The sequence below is a fragment of the Brevundimonas bullata genome (assembly GCF_003350205.1).
Classification (GTDB): domain Bacteria; phylum Pseudomonadota; class Alphaproteobacteria; order Caulobacterales; family Caulobacteraceae; genus Brevundimonas; species Brevundimonas bullata.
In genome coordinates, this window is sequence record NZ_QLLC01000062.1 from 1 (window position 1) to 6,616 (window position 6,616).

A 6,616-nucleotide genomic window follows, 5' to 3' on the forward strand; every position below is an offset into this window, starting at 1 on the left:
GCGCGGGGCGCCCCGCGCGGTAGCTACGCGCAGAGCTGCACAGGCTCCTACGTCAATCAGGGGCGACTATACGCCGATTGCCGTGACATGCGCGGTCAGATGCGCGAGACCTCGATTGAGCTGGCGCGTTGCTCCAGCAGCGATATCGCCAACGACAACGGCCTGTTGGTCTGCCAGGGCCATCGTGGCGACTATGAGAACAACGGTCGTCCCGGCGGCGGCAATCGTCCGGGCTGGCCGGGCGGCCCCGGTGGCGGCCCCGGCGGCGGCAACGGCGGCGGTTGGGGCAACACTTCGATCACCGTCTATCGCGACGCCAACTATCGCGGCCAGTCGATGACCTTCCGTCAGGAAGTTCCGAACCTGCGCAGCAGCGGCATGAACGACGCCATCAGCTCGATGCGTCTGGGCCGCGGCAGCTGGGAAGTCTGCGAAGACGCCAACTATCGCGGTCGTTGCCAGGTCGTCAGCGGCGACGTGAGCAATCTGGGCCGCACCGGCATGAATGACCGGATTTCCTCGCTGCGCCCCGCCCGTCGCGGCGGCAACTGGTAGGCAAGTTGAAGCGGGAGGCTTCGGCCTCCAGTTTTTTTTTGGGGCGGCTCAGACCGTCAGGACGATCTTGCCGACGTGGTCGCCGGTCTCCAGTCGCTGATGCGCGGCGGCGGCCTGGTCTAGAGGGAGGGTCGCCTCGACCTTGGCGCGAACCTTGCCGGACGCGACCCAGGGCCAGACCGTCTGTTCGACGGCGGCGGCCAGGCGGGCCTTTTCGTCCGCTGGGCGGCTGCGCAGGGTCGAGCCGGTCAGGACGATTCGTTTCAACATGACCCGCATCAGGTCGATCTGGACCAGGGCGCCGGTCAGGGTAGCGATGACCACCCATCGCCCGCCGGGCTTCAGGGCGTTCAGGTTCAGCTCGGCGTAGGCCGCCCCCACCATGTCCAGCACCACATCGGCCCCGCCCGCCGCCTTGATCTCGGCCAAAAGGTCGGCGGTCGTGGCGTCCAGGCTGACGTCGGCGCCCAAGGCCCGGGCGGCTTCGGCCTTGGCCGCGCCGCGCGAGGTGGCGATGACACGGGCGCCCGCCGCCTTGGCCATCTGGATGGCCATGACGCCGATGCCGCTGGTGGCCCCGTGGATCAACAGGGTCTCGCCCGCCTTCAGCCCGCCGCCCTCGAAGACATTGGTGAAGACCGTGAAGACGGTCTCGGGCAGGGCCGCGGCCTGGACGAAATCGAGATCGTCAGGAACGGGCAGGGCGTGCCGGGCGTCGACCACGGCGTAGTCGGCGTAGCCGCCGCCGCCCAGCAGGGCGCAGACCCGGTCGCCCAGCTTCCAGCGGGTCACGCCTTCGCCCAAGGCCTCCACCTCGCCGGCGACCTCCAGGCCCAGGATGTCCGAGGCGCCGGGCGGGGCCGGATAGTGGCCCAGCCGCTGGACGATGTCGGGCCGGTTGACCCCTGCGGCGCGCATACGGATGCGAATTTCACCCGGCGCCGGTTCTGGCTGGGGTCGTTCGGCCAGGCGCAGCGCCTCGGCGGGACCCTTGCCGCCTTCGATTTCGATGACCCGCATGATGTCTCCGCCGCTTGCAATCGTCGTCATTGGGGCGTTTTCATACGGGTTCGTGTGGTTTCTGGCCACGGAGGCGGTGATGACGTTCGAAGATCTGGAGCCCCGACCCCAGGGCGGCGAGGCGCTGAGGGCGCTGGGACGCGAGGACCTGGACCTCTACGCCGTGGACGAGCTGCATGAGCGGATCGCCGCCCTGGAGGCCGAGATCGCGCGGTCGAAAGCCGCCATCGACGGCAAGTCCTCCAAGCGCAGCGCCGCCGACGCCCTGTTCAATTTCCGCTGATTGGCCTCTCCCGCGATTTGGCGATCCGTGGCATGACGATTGCAGTTCCGGTCCGTGCGGCGTCGTTCTGACCCGCGAGTTTGACGGACGCGCGTGACGTTTCATGGGTAGAACCGAGTTGACTGCCATCGACGCTGACAGGGTCGGATTGCGTTCGCGCAGCGCTGAGGTGCTGGATTTCGCGCGCTCGGAGCTGTTTGACCGCACCTTCCGCGAGGGGATGGAGCTAGTCGAGGAGACCGCCGCCTATCTGGACGGCGACGGCCGCCAGGATTCGCGCCTGCTGTCGCGCGCCGCCGCCCTGGCCTATGCGGGCGAAAGCATGAAGCTGACGACGCGGCTGATGCAGATCGCGTCCTGGCTGCTGGTGCAGCGCGCCGTGCGCGAGGACGACATGAGCGCCGTGGCCGCCTGCGAGCCGCGCTATCGGCTGGCCGACCGCAAGATCGAGAGCGAGCCCAGCCACCGCGAACTGCCCATCGCCCTGATCGAATACGCCGTGCGGGCCGAGAAGCTCTACGACCGCGTCCTGCATCTGGACCAGCGGATGTACCTGGGCGGCGACGAGGAGCAGCCGGTCAATCCTGTGCAGAGCCAGCTGGATCGCCTGCAGGCGGCTTTTGGGGGCTGAAGCCCCCGATCACCGGAACGCCCTTGAAAGCCGGCCTTACGGCCCGACGTCGTTGGCGTCGCTGGGGCCGTCGGCGATGACGCGCGGCAGGCTGACCGCGATGCCCAGCGCCTGGGCCAGCTTTTCATCCCGGCGATAGACGTCCTCGCGGAAGGCCACGCGGCCCTGGCCGTCGACGAAGGCGGTCCAATAGAGCAGGCGCACGGCGATCTCGCGCCCGGTGGTGACGCGGGTGGTTTCGCGGCTGTCCTGAGCGGCGTCGAACTGGGCCAGCTTGGCGGGATCGGGTTGCAGCAGCAGACGGGCGAACTCGACCGCGTTCTGGACCCGGACGCAGCCGTGACTGCGCTGGCGCACCGACAGGTTGAAGGCGCCCTTGGACGGGGTGTCGTGCAGGAAGATGGCGTAGCTGTCGCGCAGCTCGAACTTCACATAGCCCAGCGAGGACTGCGGACCGGCGCGCTGCACGACCCAGCCGTCCTTGTTGATGTACATGTCATGGGCGGCCAGGTAGCCGGGGCCCTTGGGTAGGATCTCGCGGCGGGCGATGCCCATGGGCACGGTCCAGGGCGGGTTGGCCACGACCGAGGCGAAGGGTTTTTCCAGGCTGGGCGTCTGGTTTTCGTTCGAGCCGACGACGACGCGGTTGGAGTGAACCGGCTTGCCGTCCTTCCAATAGACCATGATGGCGGCGGCGGTGTTGACCTCGATCCGCTCGGGATTCAGGTCCCGCTTGAGCCAGCGGCGGCGCTCCAGGTTGAGGGCGATCTGACGGGCGCGGTCCTCGGCCGAGGCGCCGAGGGAGCGCTGGGTGCCGGCGCCGATACGGCCGTCTGCGCCCAGGCCGTGGCGGGTCTGGAAGCTGCGAACCGCCTGCTCAAGTTCCGAGCCGTAGGTCAGGTTGCCCTTCACGCGTTCGCCGGCAGCGGCGCTGAGGTCGCCCTCGGCCACCAGGCGGGCGATCAGGGCCGGGATGCGGTTGTCGCTGGTCCCCGGCTCGATGGTGCCGCCCTGACGGAAGGCGGGCCAGCCTCCGGCGCGGGTGATGCGGCGATAGCGGGCGTAGCCGGCCGACAGGTTGGTGTAGCCGATGTCGGTGGGGGCCAGGCCGTCGAACCACTGGCTCAACTGGTTGGCCGTGATGGCCTGGGTCAGGCCGGTCGGGATGTCGACGCTGTTCTTCTGCATCTCCCACAGGTCCTCCACCGTCTCGGGACGGACGCGGCCCTCGGCCAGGACGCGGGCGTAGGTCACGGCGGCGGCGGTGGTGCGGATCTCGGCCGAGCCCGGATCGGCGGCCAGACCGACGAAGTCGAAGAAGTCCCCGACGGGCAGGGCGTGACGCTCGGCCCCGGCGGCGACTTCCTGCAGCACGCGCAGGCGGTCGGCGGTCCAGATCGGCCTGCCGCCGGTCAGTTGGTAGACGGCGCGCACATCGGCCTGAACGGCCTGCGGCAGACGCGAGGCCTGGGCGTCGAAGCCGGCGATGAAGACCTGGGGGTCGACCGGCCGGTTTTGCGCCAGGGCGGTCGAGGCCGCGCCAAGGGTCAGGGTCGTCGTCGCGACGCCAAAGCCCAGTTCCCGTCGGTTCATATGCAAACGCTCGTAAGGCCGATCCGGCGCCAGACCCGTCGTCTGCGCCCCGAAGGATCGAACGCCCCCATGTTATCGACGTTCCGGGCAAACAAAAAGCGCCGGCCCATCGGACCGGCGCTTCTGTGGCGACTATGTCGCAGCCTGTAGGGCTTACTTCTTGATGAAGCCGCCGAACTTGTTGTTGAAGCGCGACACGCGGCCGCCGCGGTCCAGCATCTGGGCGTTGCCGCCGGTCCAGGCAGGGTGGGTCGACGGGTCGATGTCGAGGGCCAGCGAGGCGCCTTCTTTTCCGTAGGTCGAACGGGTCTGGAAGGTGCTGCCGTCAGTCATCACAACCGTGATGAAGTGGTAGTCGGGGTGCGTGTCCGCTTTCATCGATCTGATCCGTCTCTGCGCGTCGACGATGCCGACCGTCAGTGCGCGTAAATAGAGAAACCCGCCGAGGCTAGACGGCGGGAATGAGCGGCGGCGTTTACACCGAGGGGCGTTCCGGGGCAAGAGCGCGGATATGACCCAAGTTTCCACGCCTTCCGCTTCCCCAGAGGCCAGTTCAGCGGCGAGGGGCCGTCCCGGCGCCGGCGCCCTGTTGGTTGAACAGATGGACGAGGCGGGCGGCAAGCGCGCCAAGACCCGCAACATCAAGCCCTTGGCCCGTTTGCTGCCCTTCATGATGCGGCACCGGCTGGACGCGGGCATCGCCGGTCTGTGGCTGCTGTTCTCGACGGCGGCGTCCCTGGGGCTGACGGCGACGGCGCGCGGCGCCATCGACAACGGCTTCGAGAACGGCGGCCGCGACATCAACACCTGGTTCCTGATTCTGGGCGCTAACGCCCTGATTCTGGGGCTGGCGACGGCCTTCCGCTATTTCTACGTGACCAAGACCGGCGAGCGGGTCATCGCCGACCTGCGCACGGCCCTGTTCCAGCGCATCCTGACGCTGGACCCGGTCTTCTTCGCCCATATGCGGACCGGGGAGGTGCTGTCGCGCCTGACGACCGACATCCAGCTGGTCGATACCCTGCTGACCACCTCGGTCAGCTATGCCCTGCGCAACTTCTTCACCCTGATCGGCGGGGTGATCCTGCTGTTCTTCGTCAGCCCCAAGCTGACCGGCTTCGTGCTGCTGATCGTGCCGATCCTGATCGTGCCGTTGTTCATCTTTGGCCGTCAGGTGCGCAAGCTGACGGTCAAGTCGCAGGACACCTTCGCCAACGCCGTGGGCTTCGCCGGCGAGAGCGTGGACGCCATCGAGACGGTCCAGGCCTTTGGTCGAGAGAAGAGCGCTATCGGTCGTTTCGGCGCGGCGGTGGAGGAGGCCTTCGGCGTCTCCCTGGTTCGGATGCGGGCGCGGGCGGTGATGACGGCCATGATCATCGTGGTGATGTTCGGGGGCGTGACCCTGGTGCTATGGCTGGGGGCGCAGGACGTGATCGCCGGGACGATGACGCCGGGGGCCTTGCTGCAGTTCGTTCTGTTGTCGGTCTTCGCCGCCGGGGCCGTGGGCGCGCTCGGCGAAAGCTGGGGCGACGTGCAGAAGGCCGCCGGGGCCATGGAACGGATCGACGAGCTGATGCGGGCTGTTCCCGCCATCGCTCCGCCCGCGAACCCTGTGGCCCTGCCGCAGCCGCCGCGCGGCGAGGTGTCGATGTCGGCGGTGGACTTCGCCTATCCGGGCCGTCCCGACCTGCCGGCGCTGAAGGGTTTCAGCCTGACCGTGCGTCCGGGCGAGACCGTGGCTCTGGTCGGGCCGTCGGGGGCGGGCAAGTCGACGGTCTTCCGCCTGTTGCTGCGCTTCTATGATCCGCAGTCGGGTCTGGTCTCGGTGGACGGGGTGGACGTGCGCGCCGCTGATCCGATCGCGGTGCGCGAGCGCTTCGCCTGGGTGTCGCAGGAGGCGCCCCTGTTCTCGGGCTCGGCGCTGGAGAACATCCGCTTCGGCCGCGAGGCCGCGACCCTGGCCGAGGCCCGTGCGGTCGCCGATGAGGCCCAGGCGCTCGGCTTTATCGAGGCCCTGCCGCAGGGCTTCGACACCCCGCTGGGCGAGCGCGGCAAGAGCCTGTCGGGCGGGCAGCGGCAACGCCTGGCCATCGCGCGGGCTCTGGTCCGCGAGGCGCCCATCCTGCTGCTGGACGAGGCGACGAGCGCCCTGGACGCCGAGAACGAGCGTCTGGTGCAGGCGGCGCTGGATCAGGCCATGGAGGCGCGCACGACCCTGGTCATCGCCCACCGTCTGGCGACGGTTCTGCGCGCCGACCGCATCGTTGTCATGGACGGCGGCCAGGTGGTCGAGGAGGGCACCCACGCCGAACTGACGGCCAAGGGCGGGCTCTATGCGCGTCTGGCGGCCTTGCAGTTTCAGGGGACGTAAGGACTGGCGGCTTTCCTCCCTGTCGCGAAGCGATGGGGAGGTGGATCGGATGCGATAGCAGACGAGACGGAGGGGGCGACTCGACTGAAGACGTTTGCGCCGCCCCCTCCACCGCATAGCCTGTCCTCGGGCTCGCCGAAGGCGAGACCCGGGGGCGGTCCCC

7 protein-coding genes are annotated in these 6,616 nt (G+C 68.7%); 4 read left to right on the forward strand and 3 right to left on the reverse strand.

Annotated features, from left to right (window positions below; genetic code table 11):
- A partial coding sequence (locus tag DXK21_RS16035; protein WP_114818772.1) for a beta/gamma crystallin-related protein occupies window positions 1-555 on the forward strand: 555 nt, incomplete at its 5' end.
- A gap of 48 nt (window positions 556-603) precedes the next feature.
- Here the strand turns inward: DXK21_RS16035 and DXK21_RS16040 are convergent.
- The gene (locus DXK21_RS16040; RefSeq protein WP_114818773.1) at window positions 604-1,575 is read right to left on the reverse strand and encodes an NAD(P)H-quinone oxidoreductase; all 972 of its coding nucleotides are present in this window, start codon (window positions 1,573-1,575) and stop codon (window positions 604-606) included.
- A gap of 79 nt (window positions 1,576-1,654) precedes the next feature.
- Between DXK21_RS16040 and DXK21_RS16045 the strand changes: the two genes are divergently transcribed.
- Together DXK21_RS16045 and rcdA are read left to right on the forward strand one after the other, a co-directional pair.
- Complete coding sequence (locus DXK21_RS16045) at window positions 1,655-1,858, forward strand: DUF1192 domain-containing protein (RefSeq protein WP_114818774.1); 204 nt, start codon at window positions 1,655-1,657, stop codon at window positions 1,856-1,858.
- 103 nt (window positions 1,859-1,961) lie between these two features.
- The gene (rcdA, locus tag DXK21_RS16055) at window positions 1,962-2,489 is read left to right on the forward strand and encodes a protease adaptor protein RcdA (RefSeq protein ID WP_114818768.1); all 528 of its coding nucleotides are present in this window, start codon (window positions 1,962-1,964) and stop codon (window positions 2,487-2,489) included.
- A 36-nt stretch (window positions 2,490-2,525) separates the two neighbouring features.
- On the opposite strand, the gene DXK21_RS16060 is transcribed toward rcdA, so the two are convergent.
- Window positions 2,526-4,082 (reverse strand): L,D-transpeptidase family protein, encoded by a 1,557-nt coding sequence (locus DXK21_RS16060; protein ID WP_114818769.1) that lies wholly within the window; start codon window positions 4,080-4,082, stop codon window positions 2,526-2,528.
- A gap of 153 nt (window positions 4,083-4,235) precedes the next feature.
- Complete coding sequence (gene rpmE / locus DXK21_RS16065; RefSeq protein WP_114818770.1) at window positions 4,236-4,460, reverse strand: 50S ribosomal protein L31; 225 nt, start codon at window positions 4,458-4,460, stop codon at window positions 4,236-4,238.
- A gap of 133 nt (window positions 4,461-4,593) precedes the next feature.
- Between rpmE and DXK21_RS16070 the strand changes: the two genes are divergently transcribed.
- Window positions 4,594-6,453 carry an ABC transporter transmembrane domain-containing protein gene (locus tag DXK21_RS16070; protein ID WP_114818771.1) on the forward strand — a complete coding sequence of 620 codons (1,860 nt, stop codon included), beginning with the start codon at window positions 4,594-4,596 and terminating at the stop codon, window positions 6,451-6,453.
- Window positions 6,454-6,616 lie beyond the last annotated feature (163 nt).